This is a genomic window from Thalassospira sp. GB04J01 (assembly GCF_000751115.1).
Taxonomy (GTDB): Bacteria; Pseudomonadota; Alphaproteobacteria; order Rhodospirillales; family Thalassospiraceae; genus Thalassospira; species Thalassospira lucentensis.
On the sequence record NZ_CCDX020000019.1, the window covers coordinates 1 to 16,824 of the forward strand.

14 protein-coding genes are annotated in these 16,824 nt (G+C 54.2%); 11 read left to right on the forward strand and 3 right to left on the reverse strand.

Annotation, left to right across the window (positions count from 1 at the left end):
• The 11 genes from AMM48_RS19400 to AMM48_RS19450 all read left to right on the forward strand — a co-directional run.
• The coding region (locus tag AMM48_RS19400; protein ID WP_102785422.1) for a flagellar hook-basal body complex protein at window positions 1–1,267 on the forward strand (1,267 nt) is incomplete at its 5' end.
• A 352-nt stretch (window positions 1,268–1,619) separates the two neighbouring features.
• Complete coding sequence (fliF, locus tag AMM48_RS19405) at window positions 1,620–3,221, forward strand: flagellar basal-body MS-ring/collar protein FliF (RefSeq protein WP_244271319.1); 1,602 nt, start codon at window positions 1,620–1,622, stop codon at window positions 3,219–3,221.
• A gap of 78 nt (window positions 3,222–3,299) precedes the next feature.
• On the forward strand, window positions 3,300–4,766 hold the full coding sequence (locus AMM48_RS19410; RefSeq protein WP_102785424.1) for a FliH/SctL family protein: 1,467 nt from the start codon (window positions 3,300–3,302) through the stop codon (window positions 4,764–4,766).
• Between the two features lie 100 nt (window positions 4,767–4,866).
• A complete protein-coding gene (fliN, locus tag AMM48_RS19415) occupies window positions 4,867–5,121 on the forward strand; it encodes a flagellar motor switch protein FliN (protein WP_258548896.1) in 255 nt (84 codons plus the stop codon).
• Window positions 5,122–5,142: 21 nt separating this feature from the next.
• A complete protein-coding gene (locus AMM48_RS19420) occupies window positions 5,143–5,937 on the forward strand; it encodes a MotA/TolQ/ExbB proton channel family protein (protein WP_022731855.1) in 795 nt (264 codons plus the stop codon).
• 88 nt (window positions 5,938–6,025) lie between these two features.
• Window positions 6,026–7,579, forward strand: a complete 1,554-nt coding sequence (locus AMM48_RS19425) for a sigma-54 dependent transcriptional regulator (RefSeq protein WP_102785425.1) — start codon at window positions 6,026–6,028, stop codon at window positions 7,577–7,579.
• Window positions 7,580–7,668: 89 nt separating this feature from the next.
• The gene (flhA, locus tag AMM48_RS19430; protein ID WP_181951594.1) at window positions 7,669–9,822 is read left to right on the forward strand and encodes a flagellar biosynthesis protein FlhA; all 2,154 of its coding nucleotides are present in this window, start codon (window positions 7,669–7,671) and stop codon (window positions 9,820–9,822) included.
• Window positions 9,823–9,879: 57 nt separating this feature from the next.
• Window positions 9,880–10,866 (forward strand): GTP-binding protein, encoded by a 987-nt coding sequence (locus AMM48_RS19435; protein ID WP_102785426.1) that lies wholly within the window; start codon window positions 9,880–9,882, stop codon window positions 10,864–10,866.
• Window positions 10,863–11,651, forward strand: coding sequence for a MinD/ParA family protein (locus AMM48_RS19440; RefSeq protein ID WP_101302017.1), 789 nt, complete (start codon window positions 10,863–10,865; stop codon window positions 11,649–11,651). Before AMM48_RS19435 ends, AMM48_RS19440 begins: the two co-directional genes overlap by 4 nt.
• A 6-nt stretch (window positions 11,652–11,657) precedes the next feature.
• Entirely contained in the window at window positions 11,658–13,268 is a 1,611-nt protein-coding gene (locus AMM48_RS19445; RefSeq protein ID WP_102785427.1) for a hypothetical protein, read from the forward strand.
• A gap of 100 nt (window positions 13,269–13,368) precedes the next feature.
• Window positions 13,369–13,770 carry a hypothetical protein gene (locus AMM48_RS19450; RefSeq protein ID WP_102785428.1) on the forward strand — a complete coding sequence of 134 codons (402 nt, stop codon included), beginning with the start codon at window positions 13,369–13,371 and terminating at the stop codon, window positions 13,768–13,770.
• 27 nt (window positions 13,771–13,797) lie between these two features.
• Here the strand turns inward: AMM48_RS19450 and AMM48_RS19455 are convergent, their stop codons facing one another.
• From AMM48_RS19455 to AMM48_RS19465, 3 genes are all read right to left on the reverse strand, one after another.
• On the reverse strand, window positions 13,798–14,352 hold the full coding sequence (locus AMM48_RS19455; RefSeq protein ID WP_102785429.1) for a 2OG-Fe(II) oxygenase: 555 nt from the start codon (window positions 14,350–14,352) through the stop codon (window positions 13,798–13,800).
• 125 nt (window positions 14,353–14,477) lie between these two features.
• Window positions 14,478–15,128 (reverse strand): ATP-binding cassette domain-containing protein, encoded by a 651-nt coding sequence (locus AMM48_RS19460; protein ID WP_198413564.1) that lies wholly within the window; start codon window positions 15,126–15,128, stop codon window positions 14,478–14,480.
• A gap of 7 nt (window positions 15,129–15,135) precedes the next feature.
• Window positions 15,136–16,821, reverse strand: coding sequence for an ABC transporter permease subunit (locus AMM48_RS19465; RefSeq protein ID WP_102785430.1), 1,686 nt, complete (start codon window positions 16,819–16,821; stop codon window positions 15,136–15,138).
• Window positions 16,822–16,824 lie beyond the last annotated feature (3 nt).

Genomic DNA, 16,824 nt, shown 5'->3' on the forward strand with positions numbered 1-16,824 from the left:
TCTTCAGGTTCTTGATATCAATTCGATCCTGACCGCCGCAGCATCTACAACATCACTTGAGTTTGGCGCAAACCTGAACTCAGATGAGACTGCTGTTACTGGCGGCACAGCGACTTCAGCCACTGCTGGCATCGATTATGATACCACGGACCTAACAGCATTAGCCGGCATCGCCAACGGCGACCAGTTCACAATTACGCATGACGGCACGACCTCTACAATCACGATCAATACCGGCGACACGCTCGAAGATCTTGCATCTGCAATCAGTGCGATAACCGGGATTGCAGCCACCACCACCACGACAGGTACAAATGATACACTGACCCTTACTGGTGCATTTGCCGATCAGGATGTGGTCTTTGCCAACGTGACCGGCACACCACTCACCGCTCTTGGCATCCCCGGCGTACCTGGCACATTGGCCGCCACCTACACTGCGGGTGATTTGGCAACAGGAACAATTGCCGAAGACAACACCATGCCAGTCACAATTTATGACTCGCTGGGTTCCGCCCATACCGTCAACCTGCAAGTTGTCAAACTGGGTCAGAACCGTTGGGGCTTTGAGCTGACTGGCAACACCACAGCCGGCCAACTTGATGCAACCGACCATCCAAATGGCTTGATCCAGGCCGGAACCATCACCTTCGACGGTTCAGGGAACTTGCAATCCTTTGATGGTGTCGCAGCCACCATTGGTGCTGTCACGGTCGGGACGACCGGTGATTTGACCGATGCCGATATCTCGGCAGAATGGACCAATGGCTCTGATGCCAGTGCCATCAACCTTGACTTCGGCACCATCGGCCTTGGCAACGGCATCACACAGTTTGCTGCTGGCGCAGATGCCAACGGCAACAACGTTGACTATACCACGCACTTCATCAACCAAAACGGTGCGCAAGCTGGCACCATGGTAAACTATGCCCTCACCGAAGAAGGCTTCCTGCAGATCGAATTTGCCAACGGCGTCAAACGCCCGGTCTACAAGCTGGCAATTGCGACCTTTGAGGCCGCCGATGAGATGGAAAACCATACCGGCAACGTCTATCGCCAAACCCGTGAGTCGGGCGACTATCTGCTGCGCGAACCGGGCCTGAATGGTGCAGGCAACGTTGTCGCCTCAGCACTTGAAGGGTCAAACGTCGATCTGGCTGAAGAATTCACCAATATGATCGTCACCCAACGTGCTTATTCGGCAAATACCAAAACGATCACCACAACCGACGAAATGCTTGATGAGCTGATCAGCATCAAACGATAATTGATACTCTGCACCGTGCGATCATGCGTCTTGCAGCGCGCCAAATGCACAGAGACTCGCCCGGCAAAACTGCCGGGCTTCTTTTTTGGCAAAGAATCACTACATAAAGGGCAGTCGAACCCGGTCAGAAAACATCCAAACGATTCAAATCACTGACGAATTTGAATCACCCAACCCGGCAAAAATTGCCGGTTGTTAACCTGTTCTTCAGCATGGAGAACTATTCGTTGTTGATACTGGTCCCTTTCTGTGTGAAGCGATCAGTACCGGGGACAGTATAAATCTAGGTGCGGGGCAGTCGAAAGTGAACGGCTTGTTACAAACGCTAAAGACTTTGGGACCAACACGTCTGATGGCCATGAGCGGCGTCGGGGTGTTGCTGCTTGTCTTCTTTGCTTTCCTGATCCTGCGTGTTTCAGCGCCCAACATGGAACTGCTGTACCGCGACCTTGATCCAGCTGATGCCAGCCAAATCGTCAACCGGCTCGAAGATCAGCAAGTCAGCTATCAGCTGCTCAATAACGGCACAGAAATTCTTGTGCCGTCCGATCAGGTTAACCGCATGCGTCTGACCATGGCCGAAAGCGGCCTGCCCGCAGGCGGTTCCGTCGGCTATGAAGTTTTCGATAATGCTGACGGCTTTGGCGCGACAAGCTTTGAACAAAACATCAATCATGTCCGCGCACTTGAAGGCGAACTGGCCCGTACCATCGCGTCAATCCAGTCGATCCAGCATGCCCGGGTTCATCTTGTTCTGCCCAAACGTCAGATGTTTTCGCGCGAAACCCAGCAAGCCAGCGCCTCTATTGCGGTGAAAATGTCGGGTGGAGAACTTAAACCCGAACAGGTCGTCGCCATTCAACATCTGGTCGCCGCTGCGGTTCCTCAACTTGATCCCGGCAAAGTGTCGATCATTGATGAACGTGGTCGTCTTCTCGCACGTGGTGATGGCGAACAACAGTCTTCAACGTTCCTGACACAGTCAGCCGATGAGATGCGCATTCGCAATGAAAGCCGCCTGCGCAACACCATCGAAGACCTTTTGTCGCGATCCTTGGGGTATGGCGAAGTCCGTGCCGAAGTATCGGTCGAAATGGATTTCAACAAGATCACCACGGCCAATGAACGTTTCAATCCCGATGAACGGGTTGTACGGTCAAGCCAAACCATTGACGAAAATTCCACCAATTCAGAGACCGAGGGGGCCGATCCGGTAACCTTGCAAAATAACCTGCCCGATCCCAACCTTAATGGCGGTGCGGGTGCGGGTACGCAAAGTCAGGAAACCCGGTCTGAAGAAACGGTGAATTACGAAATTTCCAAAACCACCACGACGCAGGTTAAGGAAATCGGCGAGATTTCACGGGTAACTGTCGCGGTTTTGGTTGATGGCACCTATACCACTGATGAAAATGGCGAACGCCTCTATCAGGAACGCACCCCCGAGGATCTGGAAAAAATAGCCGCACTCGTGCGAAGTGCCATCGGCTATGACCCGCAGCGTAGCGATCAGGTTGAAGTCATCAACATGCAGTTTGTTGATACCGCAGATCTGTTCCCGGATGAAGACATCGAAACCTTCCTCGGTCTCGACAAGGCTGAAATCTTCCGCATCGCAGAAATGCTGGTGCTGGCCATTGTCGCGATCCTCGTCATCCTGCTGGTGGTGCGCCCGTTGCTCACACGTGCATTTGAAACCCTGCCAAGTGCTGCTGATATGGCACAGCGCCAGTTGCTTTCTGAAGACATGACAGCAGACGGCACACCAGCACTCGAAGGCCCAGCACCCGTACCAATGGCACCGGGCATGGATGACGGCGAAGAATTGATCAATCTTTCCATGGTCGAAGGTCGTGTAAAAGCATCGTCGGTCAAGAAAATTGGCGAGATTGTCGAAAAACATCCTGAGGAAGCTCTCGCGATTATTCGCAACTGGCTGTATCAGGAAAGCTAATGATCCAGCCAGCTGTACGTCTCACGGGCAGCCAGTGGCTGCCCCCTTATGTTGCTCAAGGCGGTTTAGCGGTTCGATATGACGGCCATTGAAAAGTTCACATTTGCTCTAAGTTTTGATGATGCAGACAATGTCATTCGCTCATCGGGCGGTGATGACGAGCATTACGAAATGGGCAAAAAGAAGAAAAAGAAAAAAGAGGAGGAAGCACCACCTCCCCCACCGGCGATCTATACCGAAGAACAATCTGCACAAATGATCGCCGAAGCCGAAAATGCCGCTCGTGAGCAAGCATTGGCCGAAGGCCACGCACAGGGCCTGGAACAGGGTCGCCAGGAAATTCTGTCGTCACTTGAAAAAGCGTCGGCAGATTGTCAGGCCGTCATTGGCGAAAAACTTGCCCAGATCGACGAACAACAAAAACGCGCCAACGCAGGGATCAACGAAGACGCCATCCATGTTGCCCTGGGCGTAATGCGCAAACTGGCCCCGGCGTGGTCAAAACAATATGAACTGACTGAAATCGAAGACATCGTCCGTCAATGTCTGGCCAATCTGTTTGAAGCGCCCAAAGTCATGATCAAGGTCCATCCCGATCTTGAACAGACAATTTCAGACAGTGCCCAGCAGATCGCGCTATCACGTGGTTTTTCCGGTAATGTTGTGGTTGTCGGAGAGCCGGATGTAGCACCCGGTGACTGTATGGTGTCATGGGGTGATGGCACAGCTGTCCGCGATAGCAGCCGTGTATGGGCGGAAATCAACAACATCATTGATACCGCACTCGGCCTTCACAGCGAGGAACACGACCTTGCCGAAAGTGATATGGGCGATCCCGACATTCAGGAAACCCGCCTGCCCGATGAGGCACCGGCTGCGAACCCTGAGCATCAACAAGCATCTCAGGTTCCCGCAGACGAAGAAGACAACGAACCGAATCCGGTACCAAACGCCTCGGACCAAGTATCCTCGTCTGCGGATGATGCGTCTGTGACAACGGATTTATCGGCAGATGACGCAGGCGAGGTCCCCTTGGATGTTGCCCATGAGGTTCCGCAAAATGTTACCTCGGACACATCCCAGGACAGCGCACCTTCCGACCCATCAGAACATCAAGTAAAAGAAGGCGATGGCACCAGTCTGCGGAATGTGCAAACATCGCCAGATGATGCAATGCCGACACTTGATAATGCGCCGGAAACACTGATCGATCCTGTCGCAGACACCACATCGACAGAGCACACAGAACAAAACCATGATCAGGCAGCGGTAACTGCGCCGACACAACAAGATGCCGCCGACCTGGCGCAAAACACGAACGAGGATGCAACGCCACCGACCAATCAGGGCGACGGTGCCACCCATCAGGCGCATAGCGCTGAGACCGGCGAGCCGACCAAACCGCAATCTGCCAACCCGACCCCGGGCGCGTCTGCTGGGCAGGACGGAAATCCTGAAAATGGACAGGCGCAACATTCGCCCCAAGCAGATGATCGGGCTGCTGTAAAGCAATCGACCAAAGACGCAGGAGACGAAAATGGCTGAAGACGACGATATTGAACTCTCGGATCTCGAAGACAGCGACAACGATTTTGAAGGCGAAGGCACGGAACTTCTGGCGGCTGCAGATATCGGCAGCGAACAGATGAAGACGTCCAAAGACCTTGAAGCCGTCTATGATATTCCCGTTCAGGTTTCAGCGGTGCTTGGAAAAGCAACCATGCAGGTAAGCCAACTGCTGAAACTTGGTCGTGGTGCTGTCGTAGAGCTTGACCGTAAAGTTGGTGAAGCTATTGATATATATGTCAACAACCGTTTGGTCGCTCGTGGCGAAGTGGTGGTTGTGGAAGATCGTCTTGGTGTCACCATGACGGAAATCATCAAGTCTGAAAAAAGCTAACGCAAGAAGGGATACGCGACTATGGCGGAAGGGGGGACTAAGACGTCATTTGATATTGCGACAGTCGGGGGACTGGTCGTTGGCTTTGCACTTGTGATTGCCGCAATTGTATTCGGTGGTTCACCTGGCGCCTTTATTGATATCCCGTCTGTTCTAATTGTTATTGGCGGTACTGCGTCGATTACGGCCGTCAGTTTTGCGCTTGGTGAGTTCCTTGGTTCCGGCAAGATCCTGATGCGTACGATTTTCCATAAATCGCGCAATCCGGGAGACGCCGCGTTACAGATTTTGCAATTGGCTGAAATCGCCCGTAAAGGTGGGGTTCTGTCCCTGCAAGGACACCTCGACAGCCTGCAAAGCGAAGAATACCTGTGGAAGGGCCTTTCGCTTGTTGTCGATGGGACCCCGTCCGAAGAAGTCGAAGCGATCATGCGCAAAGACATGAACGCCACCATCGGTCGTCACCAAAAAGGTGCCAATATTCTGCGTAAGGCTGGTGACGTTGCCCCGGCAATGGGCCTGATCGGCACACTGATCGGTCTGGTGCAGATGCTTGGTAACCTTGATGATCCGTCTTCCATCGGCCCGTCGATGGCCGTTGCACTTTTGACAACCTTTTATGGTGCAGTTTTGGCCAACATGGTCTTCATGCCGCTGGCGGGTAAACTTGAACGTAACTCGAACGACGAAGAACTTCTAAATTCAGTTTACATGGTGGGGGCCGTATCCATCGGTCGTCAGGAAAACCCCCGTCGTCTGGAAATGCTGATCAACTCGATCCTGCCGCCATCGAAACGCGTGAGCTATTTTGATTGATCAACACCTTGGAACTTTCGGCCCCGAACTTCTCTTTGTCAAAGCGGCTTTCGCGGCCAATTGAAAATGATCGGAAAGAGATGAGACTATGCAGGTACTGATCGTTGGTGGACTGGGCGGACAGATCGGCGCAGCCAGCAAGATCGCTATGGCGCGCGGCGCTTCGGTACAATTGGCCGAAAGCGTAACAACTGCGCTTAATATCCTGCGGGCAGGCAACCGTATCGACGTTGTAATGGCCGACATCACCCTTGATGTCGCAGCCCTTATTGATGCCATATCTCAGGAACGCATCAATGTGCCGGTTGTTGCATGTGGTGTCGGAAATGACGTCAATGGTGCCGTAAACGCCATTAAGGCCGGTGCTCAGGAATTCATCCCCCTTCCCCCCGAAGCCGACCTGATTGCCGCCATTTTCGAAGCCGTTACCGAAGAAAGCCATGCGCTGATCCATCGCGATCCCAAGATGGCCGAAACCCTGCGTCTGGCGACACAAGTTGCCAAAAGTTCGGCCTCCATCCTGATCACGGGTGAAAGTGGTACCGGTAAGGAAATCATCTCACGGTTTGTCCACCGCAAATCAAACCGCGCGGACAAACCGTTTGTCGCGGTAAACTGTGCAGCCATCCCCGATAATCTTCTGGAATCCGAACTGTTCGGCCATGAAAAAGGCGCCTTTACCGGCGCGCAGGCGCGGCGGATCGGTAAATTCGAAGAAGCCAACAACGGAACCCTTTTGCTTGATGAAATCAGCGAAATGGACGTCCGCCTGCAGGCAAAATTGCTGCGTGCCATTCAGGAAAAGGAAATTGATCGGCTTGGCGGCAAAAGCCCGGTTAAAATCGATGTGCGTATTCTGGCAACCTCGAACCGTAATCTTGAGGCCGAAGTCAACGCAGGCAATTTCCGGGAAGACCTTTATTTCCGTTTGAATGTCGTTAACCTCGATATTCCGTCTTTGCGCGAACGCCCTGACGATATTCCGGTTCTGGCCGAATTCTTTGTCAAAAAATATTCCGAAGCCAACGACATGCCACTGCGCCCAATCAGCCAATTGGCGATCCAGCGGTTGCTGTCGCATCACTGGCGCGGCAACGTGCGTGAACTTGAAAATACTCTGCATCGCGCTGTTCTGGTTGCTGGCCCGGATGAAATCGGTCCCGAAGCGATCTTACTAACGGGCAGCACAGCAAGCGCACCAGCCCCATCCCCTGCGCCGGCGGCAACTGAACCAGCGTCGCCAGCCCCTTCTACCGCCTCGCCGTCCAGCCGGGCGAGTTCGGCCTATGCCAATGCCAACGCGGCATATGGTGCGGCATCATCAGCCTATAAGCCAAGCGCGCCATCAGCACCCGCGCCACATTCGACTGAGCCAGACGATACGTCCTCTGCCGATGCCAATACGGACAACGTCGATGCCCAAAACACAGTAGAAAACGGATCGGGCACATCCTCCCTCGTTGGGCGGACTGTGGCTGCGGTTGAACGCGATCTGATCATTGATACGCTGAAACACTGCTTTGGTAACCGGACGCATGCGGCAAACATTCTTGGCATTTCCATTCGGACATTGCGTAACAAGTTGCGGCAATATACCGACGACGGACTTGCTGTGCCAGCCCCGGGTGATGGTCACGACTGACCATGAAATCATGATCATCACTCCCCATATGCAGGGGTAAAAGAACCATCACCAAACAAGCGTAACCAACAGGATAACCAGCAAACACAATGGCCGAAGGTCAAGACATCACACCGACTGGATCAGGCGGGTCTGACGGCTCCGGCGGTGGCGGGCTGAATATGGCTGGTATTCAGGCGCGTGTTTCCTCGGCGTTGAAGCGCGGCGATATCGCAATGGCGCTTGGTTTCATCATGATCCTTGTGGTCATGATGTTCCCGATGCCGCCTTGGTTGCTTGATTTCATGCTCGCCCTGTCGATCAGCTTTTCCGTGCTGATTTTGATGACGTCGCTATTCATTCAAAAACCGCTTGAATTCAATTCATTCCCGATGATCCTTCTGGTGGCAACCTCCTTGCGACTGGCATTGAATATTGCGACCACGCGTCTGATTCTCGGGCACGGCCACGAAGGCACCCATGCCGCCGGTGCAGTGATCGAGGCGTTCGGCAGTTTCCTGATCTCCGGCAACTTCGTGATCGGGATTATTGTCTTTGCCATTCTGGTCATCATCAACTTTGTCGTGATCACCAAGGGTTCGGGCCGTATCGCCGAGGTCGCCGCCCGCTTTACCCTTGATGCCATGCCCGGCAAGCAGATGGCCATTGATGCGGATCTGTCATCAGGTCTGATCAACGAAGAACAGGCCAAGGCGCGGCGTAAAGAACTCGAAGATGAAAGTTCTTTCTTCGGGTCTATGGATGGTGCATCCAAGTTCGTCCGTGGTGATGCGGTTGCCGGTATCCTGATTACCTTCATCAACGTGGTTGGCGGCATCATTATCGGCACCGCTCAGATGGGCTTGTCCCTTGCCGAAGCCACCGAAACATACACGATCCTGACAGTTGGTGATGGTCTGGTATCGCAGATCCCGGCCCTTATTGTATCGACTGCTGCCGGCCTTCTGGTCACCAAGGGCGGTCTTGACGGGGCGACGGAAAAGGCTGTTTTCGGCCAGATGAGCAACTATCCTGCGGCTCTTGGCGTTGCTGCGGCTCTGATGGGGGGGATGTCGCTTCTGCCCGGGATTCCGATGGTCTGGTTCCTCGGCCTTGCCATTGGTTTGGGCTATCTTGCCTATCGCATGGGTAAGAAACAAAAAGACAGTGCGGATCAGGTCGTCGCACAGGAATCCAAAGCCGCGGCAGACGCCGCCGCACCGCCGCCCGAAGAACCCATCGCCAACTCCCTTCGCATGGACTATGTGCGCCTTGAACTCGGGTATGGCTTGCTATCTCTGATCAGTACCGAACGCGGTCAGAAACTCACCGATCAGATCAAGGCACTTCGCCGTCAGCTTGCCGGTGACATGGGCTTTGTCATGCCGTCGGTCCGAATTCAGGACAACATGCAACTGCCCGCCAATACCTATGTGCTGCGGGTCAAGGAAATCGAAGCCGGCCGGGGTGATTTGCGCCCAAACATGTTGCTGGTGATGGACCCGCGCGGCGAGGAAATCACGCTTTCGGGTGAGAAGACGATGGAGCCAACCTTTAACCTGCCTGCCATGTGGATTGAACAGGGCATGAAGGAAGAAGCCATGTTCCGCGGTTATACAGTGGTTGATCCGCAAACAGTGATCACGACGCATATCACCGAAGTCATCAAAGATCACATGCCAGAACTTCTGTCCTATGCGGAAACCCAGAAGCTAATGGATGAACTTGATGACGATCAGAAGAAACTGGTCGAAGACATCGTACCGGGTCAGGTATCGGTCGGCGGTGTTCAGCGCGTTCTGCAAAACCTTTTGACCGAACGCGTGTCCATTCGTGATCTGCCGACGATTCTTGAAGGTGTGGCCGAGGCAACCGCCTTTACCCGCAATCCGACCTTTATGACCGAACATGTGCGTTCACGGCTTGCACGTCAATTATCGGATGTGAATACTAATATGGATGGTGTCATCCCGCTGGTGACCATGTCCCCGCAATGGGAACAGATTTTTGCCGAAAGTCTGGTGGGATCGGGCGAGGAAAAGCAACTTTCCATTCCACCAAGCCAGCTTCAGGAATTCATCAACAAGGTGCGCACCACGTTTGAACGGTTGGGCATGATGGGGGAATCACCCGTCCTTCTGACCAGTCCGGGCATTCGCCCTTATGTCCGTTCAATTGTTGAGCGTTTCCGCCCGACCACTGTGGTCATGTCGCAGAACGAAATTCACCCCAAGGCGCAACTTAAAACCCTGGGGCAAATCTGATGGTCCGCACCAAATCCATACGCCCGATGCCGGGCACAACCAGTAAGGAGGGCATAAATGCGTCTTAAGACCTTTACTGCCCCCACCATGACAGAAGCCATGGCGCTGGTTAAGGAACACATGGGATCTGATGCAATCATTGTATCAACACAGGATATCCCGGGAAGTGGCGTGCGCCTTACCGCCGCCCTTGACCATGATCCTGATTTCGATATCAATGATGATGGAACACATGCCCCTGCCCTGCAGGAACAACTTGATGCCGCAGAAGAAGCTTTGACCCGGCATAATTTTCCCGAACGGCTGCGCATTCGCCTGTGTGATCTGATGGCGCGCGAAACTGCTGCGGCCTCTGCCCAGCAATTGCTGGCCGGGGCACTTGATGAAATTTTCGATTTCTCGCCACTTCCGGAAAAAAATACGCCCCGTGCATTGGCCTTTGTCGGCCCGCCGGGGTCGGGCAAAACGTTGGCTGTTGCCAAAACCGCCGCCCGTGCTGTGATGAAAAAACGTAAAGTTGCGGTGATTACAACCGATTACAAACGTGCCGGAGGCATGGCGCAGCTTTCTGCATTCACCCGCATTCTAAGCATTGATCTGGTTCAGGCCAAATCAGCCGACGAACTCAAAGCCCGGTTTGGTGAAATTCGCGAAGCCGATATGATCCTGATTGATACAGCCAACTGCAATCCGTATCTCGAAAGTGAAATTGGCACGCTTTGTGAATTCCTTTCGGCAATACCAAACGAGACAATACTGGTTAATCCTGCGGGAATTGATGCAGATGAGTCTGCTGATATCGCCAATGCCTTTGCCGATGGCGGCGCGACGCGTTTGATGATATCACGCCTCGATGTTGCCGCCCGCCTTGGCGGTGCGTTATACGGGGCGGATTCAGGAAATCTTTCCCTTTGTAATGTAAGTATGACGGCACAGGTTGCGGATGGTCTGACAGCGCTTAGTCCCCTTGCCTTAGCCAAACTTCTCATACCGTCCCATCGCGCCAAAACCGCGAAACCGAGCTTCTCCGAGGTCATGAAATGACGACCAAGTCCGATGCCACACCAAAATCTGCCCCGCGTACCAGAGGCCGCAATGTTCTTGCCGTCGCATCTGGCAAAGGCGGCGTGGGCAAGACCTGGTTTTCCATTACCCTGACCCATGCCATGGTTCTCGAAGGGCACAAGGCATTGCTGTTTGATGGTGATCTTGGCCTTGCCAATATTGACATCCAGCTTGGCCTGATGCCCAAACATGATCTGGGCGGGGTTATCGCCGGGCGCATCAGCCTTAAGGACGCCATCACGAAATTCCCTGATGGCGGCTTTGACATCATTGCTGGGCGCAGCGGTTCGGGCAGTCTTGCCAATCTTCCAGCCACCCGACTTCAGGCTCTGTCTGATGACCTTATCCAGACAGGGAAATCCTATGACAAGGTTCTGATCGACCTTGGTGCCGGTGTGGATCAGGGTGTGCGTCAGATGACCGGCCTTGCCAATACCGTCATTGTCATCACCAATGGTGACCCGACGTCTTTGACGGATGCCTATGCCTTTATCAAGATCACCCATATGGCCCGACCAAAAACCGATATCCGGGTTGTGGTCAATATGGCCAAGGATAAAAAAGAAGGTCAGGCGATCTATAACAAGTTGCTGAAAGCCTGCGAGGGATTTTTGAAAATTTCCCCGCCTTTGTTGGGTGTTATTCGCTCAGATACGCGTGTATCGGAATGCATTCGCAATCAGACACCGCTTTTGATGCGTCATCCAAATTGCGATGCAGCCCACGATATAGAGGCCATCGCGCAGACCTTGCTCGAGGAATAATTTGTCATGACCCTGCCGCCGCAAGCCATATCGCCAGGCCCTTCTGTCGGTGGACAGGCTTCGGCTGGCACCAGCGGCCAAGGCGGCCAGGCGGGCACACCGGCACAGGTCACAGCAACCGTCACCAACGACACGCCGCAAAAAGTCGCGGCGGCAATTGCGAAATTACCGGTGGAAACCCTGCTTCAGGCAAGGGTCCAATCGCAATCGGGAAACCAGTTGACCCTTGCGACTGCACTAGGTCAGGTCACGGTTAAGGTGCCAACTCAACTTCCATCCAATCTGGGTGATTTAATTTGGGCACGCATTCCGACCGCAAACCAGACAACAGCGCAAATGCCAGGCGGCGGAACAACAACCCCTGCCGATGGCATGCGTCTGCAATTGCTTCCCCAAACTTTGACACCCGGTGCAACCGCCACCGGAAGTGCCATAACAGCCGGTAACATCACCGGCAGTACCCTTACCCCCGGCCAGACGTTTTCGGCGGTGACCACATCGGTCCTTACCATGCCCAACGGAACCCAGCTTCCTGTCGGCAGCCAGACACAGGTGATTTTCCTTGGGCAGGGAACTGTCACCGCACAACAGGCCGCACAGGTCCTCAACCCTGCCGCCGGCGGTGCGGCCACCGCCGCAATGACAACCGCACCAAACCAGACGGTTTTGCTTCAGGCCGGCGGACAATCCTCATCCGCCCTGCTTTTGACCGGCACGGTTTTACCATCCGACAGTCCCGAAGCCCGCATGTTGCCAAACGGCTTTACCGCCTTGCGCACATCAGCAGGTATTGTCGGCATCAAACTGCCGATGCCTGCCCCAACGGGTGCGACATTGTCCTTTAGTGTCGATGCATCGGGCAGTGGTCGCGTTGCCACATCCATGCCCATGACAGAGGCTGATTTGATGATGCGGGGTCAAACTGCGGCCTTGTCACGCGACTGGGGCAGTCTGCAACAGGCCATCAGTGCATTACAGCAACATGATCCGGGTGCGGCGTCATCATTGATGAACAACCTGCCACAAGCAGGCCCTAAACTAACCGCGACCATGATGTTCTTCTTTGCCGCGATGACCGGACCGGGTGGCAATTTGCGCGGCTGGCTGGGCGATCGTGCAGCAAACAGCCTTGCTGCACTTGGCGATACAGATGGTGCTGGCGGACTGAAAAGGCTTGAAGGTGATTTTGGTCATCTGCGCGGCATGGCCGCAGAAGAACGCCCCGATGGCTGGCGTGTTATGGCAATGCCGTTCAACATGGGCGACAAAATTGAACAGCTGCAACTCGGCTGGCGCCATGGGGACCGGGAAAACGAAAAAGGCGAAAAGGAAGAGCCCGGTACGCGCTTCCTGCTTGATCTATCCTTTAGCGAGGTCGGCCACACCCAGCTTGATGGCTTGGTCAAAGGCGAAGAAAGCACATTTGACCTGATCATCCGCACCGAGAATCCGCTTAAACCCCATAACCGCGACGACATCCGCGGCATCTTTCGCGATGCGTTACAAATATCTGGCTACAAGGGCCATATGGTGTTTCAGGATGGTTCACGCTTTGTCGAAATTGGCCCGCTTGCGGACGATGATGGCCCAAATTCTCATCACGGAATTGAGGCGTGATACTTTAACGCTTTCGCCCCCTCCAAAATGAAGCCTTTTATGGATGCACGCAGGCGCTTATTCTTTTAGCTTACAGCGGCACAACCACGGTAATTAAGACATGCTTGAAATCTTCCAGCGCCGAAACCTTATCCTGACCGAACCCAACCCCGGGCCGCAGATTGATTATGTCGTGACGCTGCAAAGCAATTTGACCGGTGCAGACAATGTCTTTCCCGCGCGTATGACGCTGCGATATGTTCCGGACCGGTTGATCCTTAAAACCAATACGCTTGCCGAATATTACGCCGAGATTGCCAATATTCCGTTTGAGAATTTTGAAAGCTCCGCAGTTCTGTTGATGGATGATTTCAACAACGAACTGGTGCCCCGCTGGATCAGCCTGCGTCTGGACAAACAAACCGCCGATAACGACCAAATTTTCCATCACGAAACCGCACTCGAAGATCGCCAGCCCAAATGGGGCAACCCGCGCCTTCTGGATCGGTTAGAACGCTACTAAATCCGGTCATAGGCCAATCGTTTCGGTCTAGCGGAACGGATTGCCATGCACCCATTGGGTCAGGGAATAGCGCAGGCCCGCCGTGGTCGGGGCGACCCGATGCAAAACAAAACTCGGAAAGAAAATCGCGGTTCCGCGTGTCATCGGCGCATCAAAAACATGGCCCGCCGGATTGAGCTGCAATGCACCGCCTTCATACTCATCGGGATCTGACAACTGGATCACGAGGGTCATTTTGCGCCGCCGTGCGACGTCAGATGCGCCAACATCACTGTGCCAGTCATAGTGACCGCGTTGATCACCGGAATAGCAGGCGATTTGGGCATCTTCGGCAAAATCGGTCAGCATGAAGTCAAACACGTTGCGGTTTACATCTGCGACCAAATCAATGATCCGACGCGAAACAACCGGTTCTTGTTCTTCGTTAAACCATGTGATTTTTGACCGACGGATATGCGCGGCTGTTTGCCCCTGAACAAGGCCGCCGTCGTCCATCTCATGGGCGAAACCTGTGATCAGGCGATCACAGGTGGCTGCATCCAGTGCGTCGGGAACAATTGCATACATTTCTTCGGGAAACATGCACGACATTCTCCATGCCGCGTGGGCCATTTTATGGCAAAGACCCAAGAAAATTCTTTGCGGTAGGATGCTATAGGGCCAAACGGCCAGATTGACCAGAACATTTGCCACATGGCAAAGGTACGTTAATCAAGTGCAATCACCCTGCCGTTTGCCGCCTGCCCATCTTCAGGGTCATGGGTCACCATCAGGGTCGGTAAGCCATTCTGGCGTGCAAGGTCAAACACAAACGATCTGATTTGATCGCGCAATCCACGATCAAGTTTTGAAAATGGCTCATCAAGCAACAAAACACCGGGTTCAGACAGCAACACCCGCATCAAGGCAACACGCGCGCGCTGCCCGCCGGATAAAGTCGCCGGATCACGGTCAGAAAATCCGGCCAACCCCGCACTTTCAAGTGCCCCGGCAACCCGTGCACGTCGTTCTGTTTTTCCCCTGATGGAGGATGGCAGCGCAAACGCCAGATTGCCACCAACCGATAAATGCGGAAACAGCAAATCATCCTGAAACAAAATGCCGACATGCCGATCCTGCGGCGCCAAGCCATCCAGCACAGTATCGTTCAGGCGAACAACGCCCTGCACATCAAAAACCGGGGGTAATGTGCCACAAATATGCCCCAGAAGGCTGGACTTCCCCGACCCGCTTGGCCCCATAAGGGTGACGATCTCGCCCGGTGCGATCACAAGATCAACATCCACCAGCAACCGATCCCCCAACCGGATCGATAGATCACGCAGCTCAAGGCCGCTTTTCATCTGCGTATTGCTCATGCCACCTTCATATCTTGTTGTTTCCACCCATGCCACGGCGCCGTGCAAATAGAATTGCAGGGATCAGCAATGCCAAGGCAAAACCGGCAAAGGGCAACATCATCTGCAACAACCCATATATGCCAATCATCCGGCGATCACCACCTGTTGCCAGTGCCACGGCCTCGGTCGTCACGGTTGCGAACCGTCCCGCCCCGATCAGAAGTGTTGGCAAATATTGCCCCACGGTCACCGCAAGCCCAACCGCCATCGCCGTAAGGACAGCACGGGTCAATAGCGGCAATCGGACCTGCCAAAACACCCGGTTTGGTGATGCCCCAAGGCACAAAGCGGTTTGCCCATAGCGCGGATCAAGTGCGCGAAACGGATCAGACAGCGACAAAAACACGTACGGCAGAACAAAAACAAGATGTGCGAGAACCACTGAAAACAATGTGCGGTCCAACCCGACAAGGGTGAAAAACACCTGAAGGCCAAACATGAAACTGATCTGGGGCACCAAAAGCGGCAAGTATATCAGCCACATGACGCGCTTGCGCGGTCGAAAACCGGTGCGCACTTCATTTTCCAGACATCCCAAAACCAGTGCAATGGCGACAAGAACGCTGGGCACACCGATCATTAATGTCACGGCAAGACTATCGCCAAGCGCGTCAAACTCGCGCGCCCAAAGTCGCAGGCTGAAGTTGCGCGGCAAGACATCAGGAAAAGCCCAGAACCCGGCAATGCTCCAGACCAAAAGAACCACCAGCCCAAGGATCACAGCACCAGCAGCAACAATCGCCAATATGGCCGCCCCGTGACGCAGCCAGCCGTCATGGGCCAAGCGCCTGCCATCAACAGCCCAGTTACGCCCCAGCGCACCAACGATCTTTTCCCCGCCAATCCAGACACCCATGGCGACCAAAACGATCCCTAACTGCAAAACCGCGCCGCTTGATGCCATGAAACGATACGACAAATCCGGGTCAGACAGCCAACCAAGGATACGCACGGCCAGTGGGGCGGGGGTTGTCGGGGCTAAAATGATCGCAACATCAACCACAGACGTCGAATAAGCCAGAACGGCCAGAACCGGCAGACGAATTTGCGGATAAATGCGCGGCAAGGTGACCTTGAACCATCCGGTGACACGACCATAACCAAGGCTGGCAGTAACCTGTGCGGTGCGATCTGTATCGGCCTGTGGCAAGGCTGCCAAAGTCATCAAGAATAAAAACGGGATTTCCTTGATCACCAAACCGACAATCATCGCAAAACCAAGCGGATCATGGATAATCGCCAGATCAGGCGGGCGGTCCCACCCGGCAACCTGCGCAACCAGCCGGGCAATCCATCCCGATGGTGCGATCAGAAACGCCAAACCAAAGGCCGCCGTTGCGTGCGGGACGGATAAAATCGGCGACAGTAACCGCTGGAGCACCCGAAACACGCGGGTGCCCTGCCATGCGGCACAAAACAGCATGACAATCACGACCGAGATCAATGTCGCGGCAAGGCCATTGATCAGTGACAACCGAATGGAGTGATCCAAACCCGGCTGGGTCAGCAATGCCCGCCACGGCTCAAGACTGGCCCCATCGCCCCCCAAGGCCGGCAGAATGCCAAAGGATGGTAAAATGGTCCCGATCAGCCCGGCGGAAACCGGGCCGACCATAAAGAAAAGGGTGATGATCGGCACAAACCGCAGCATGTG